Origin of the sequence: Deinococcus misasensis DSM 22328, assembly GCF_000745915.1 — a bacterium.
GTDB classification, from domain to species: domain Bacteria; phylum Deinococcota; class Deinococci; order Deinococcales; family Deinococcaceae; genus Deinococcus_C; species Deinococcus_C misasensis.
In genome coordinates, this window is record NZ_JQKG01000098.1 from 1 (window position 1) to 2,301 (window position 2,301).

The window sequence follows — 2,301 nt, forward strand, 5'->3', positions numbered from 1 at the left end:
TTCTGCCTTCTGCCTTCTGCCTTCTGCCTTCTGCCTTCTGCCTTCTGGCGCTCAAGAAGACCGTTTCCACTTCCCTTTCTGTGCTCCGGGCCGGACCTGTTTGGTTTTCACCTCGCCCGAGTCGAAACGCAGCATCACGGCCACCCTTGAGCGGCTGAGGATCTGGTGTGGGTTTTTTGGAACGTAAGCCGTCACCACGTCAATCCAGTGGTCTTTGTGGTGGAAGTCCACCACCACATGGAGGGGAAGTTTGAGGTTGACCGATTGGAAGTACCCCATCACCAGCCAGCGGCGGTCCTGCGGGTAAACGGCGCGGATGCGTCCGGTGTGCAACACCTGCACGATGTCGGGTTCCAGAAAACCCTGCGCTCTGGCGTGCTGAACGGCATGCTCGCAGATGTCGTATCGGCCTTCCCACATCACATCTCGCAAAGTCTGGTGGGCACGTTGAAGGACGTAATCCCGGGTGTCGATCTCAAGTGCATCTGCGCGTGTGAACCAATCTTGCATCACGGCACCCCCCTGTGGCTGTCTTGAAAGAAAAACCTTTTGGGACAGCATTTTGACCCTTTTTGAGAACAGAAAACTCAGGATTTTGAAGCGAAAACGCTCCCCACAAACGTTTGTTTGTTGGGGAGCGCATCGTCGTAACCCTAGAGGGTCATACCCAAAGTATAGCGAATTTGCATGGGCGAATCGTAAGAGAATGAACAGGGATTACCCCTTCTCTGTCCCCTCCCCTATCCCCACTCCTTTGCGCGAATCTGAGAAATTCTTGTGCCCGTCGCCTTGAAGTTGAGGGGGTTCATGTCACCCCTTTTTCAGTTTTTCGGCGTAGAATGGTGCTACCTTTCTTTCAGAACCCATCTTTCACAGGCGTTGGCAACCCCAGAGCTTCGATTGTTTCTTCTGACACACGTTTTGAGCGTGTTTGGAACACCTTCAGGCCCTCCACCGTTTGGCCCCCATCTTTATGGACGTTGTCCTCAATGGTCAGGCTGTCTTGTGCTGCCTGATGTCTGTTGGTTTTCATTGGAATTTCGTGTTGCAGCCTTTTGTTTCCATGGGTGTGGATCAAACACCCTCAGGAGCGTGGTTCATGCTGATTCGCCAGGTCAAACCCACCGACACCACCGACATTCTTGCCCTGCTCGATTGGATGGATGCCAGTCCCCACCGCGAAGTGTTCAGTCCGGAAGCCCGCACCCCAGAGGACCTCAGCTGGGAGGTCGGGCATGAACAGGCTCTGGTGGTGGAGGATCAGGCCGGATCGGTCCGCGCCTATGCCTCTTTGACCCCTTACAAGGACGGTTTTTTGCTGGAAGGGCCTCTGGGAGACTCCACGGATTACACCCGCAGCATTTTGCGCGCTGTCCTGAAAAAAGCCCACAAACCCGTTTATGCCTTTTGCGCCTGCATGAATCAGGAGGTGCGGGGTGCTCTGGAAGGTCTGGGCTTCGGTGCGCTGCACTGCACGGATTTTTACAGCCTGTCGAGGCCGCAAAAACAGCGCTTGCCTTTCCTGCCAGAGGGGGTCAAGTTCATGCCTGCCTTCCGGATTGGCTTTCAGGATTATCTGGAACTGTACCGCAGCAGCGAAGACGTGTGGTCCGAGCGCCTGAGTTGGACCGAAGAAAAATACCGCAAGCATTTCGCGCAGGAGCATGTGGAGTTGATGGTGCTCTGCAAAGACCAGACCCCTGTGGGCTTCGCAGAACTGGAGTTTGACGAGGATCAGGCCACGCTGGCGTACTGGGCGGTGCATCCTGCCTTCAGGGGTCAGGGTTACGGCAAGTTGCTGTTGCAGTACAGCATCCATGACGCCTTCCTGAAACCCCATGTGATGTGCCTGAAAGCCCGAGCCCACGACCATGAAGCCAGTGCCCGACACCTGTATGAAGCTCTGGGCTTCAAGCTGGACCGCAGTGTGATGGCTTACCTGCGCGAACACCACGAAGAGGCGTAAAACCTTCGAGAAAGCCGTCAGCGATCAGCATTCAGCCATCAGCCAGAAGGAACATTTTCTGGCTGCCTTTTGAGCTTCAAATTTGAGTGGCTTTCATTTTGCGTCTTGGGGTCTGAATGCTTCCAAAAGCCAAAGCCTCTGGGTGAGCTTTTTGCTGAACGCTGACGGCTGATCGCTGAACGCTTTCTCAAGTGACATGCCAGAGGTCAAACTTTGCACTGCCCCCAAAGCAGGGTAGCCGCAAAGTCGCTGTTCGGGCGATGCAAACAGAAAGAGCCGTCAGCCAGAAGGAAAGTCTTCTTCCAGTCGGTTGAGCTTGCCAAACCTGATGGGGC

The 2,301-nt window shown here is 54.9% G+C and carries 3 protein-coding genes; 1 reads left to right on the forward strand and 2 read right to left on the reverse strand.

Annotation, left to right across the window (positions count from 1 at the left end; all coding sequences use genetic code 11):
• Positions 1 to 51: 51 nt before the first annotated feature.
• Entirely contained in the window at positions 52 to 510 is a 459-nt protein-coding gene (locus Q371_RS23240; protein WP_245618438.1) for a DUF4258 domain-containing protein, read from the reverse strand.
• Between the two features lie 346 nt (positions 511 to 856).
• Positions 857 to 1,078, reverse strand: coding sequence for a hypothetical protein (locus Q371_RS27635; RefSeq protein ID WP_034345450.1), 222 nt, complete (start codon positions 1,076 to 1,078; stop codon positions 857 to 859).
• Positions 1,079 to 1,099: 21 nt separating this feature from the next.
• On the opposite strand from Q371_RS27635, the gene Q371_RS23250 reads away from it, so the two are divergent.
• Positions 1,100 to 1,966, forward strand: coding sequence for a GNAT family N-acetyltransferase (locus Q371_RS23250; protein WP_051965144.1), 867 nt, complete (start codon positions 1,100 to 1,102; stop codon positions 1,964 to 1,966).
• Positions 1,967 to 2,301: the final 335 nt, after the last annotated feature.

Coding starts and splice junctions, on each gene's coding strand:
- Q371_RS23240 (WP_245618438.1), bottom strand. CDS start 510: ATGCAAGATTGGTTCACACGCGCAGATGCACTTGAGATCGACACCCGG.
- Q371_RS23250 (WP_051965144.1), top strand. CDS start 1,100: ATGCTGATTCGCCAGGTCAAACCCACCGACACCACCGACATTCTTGCC.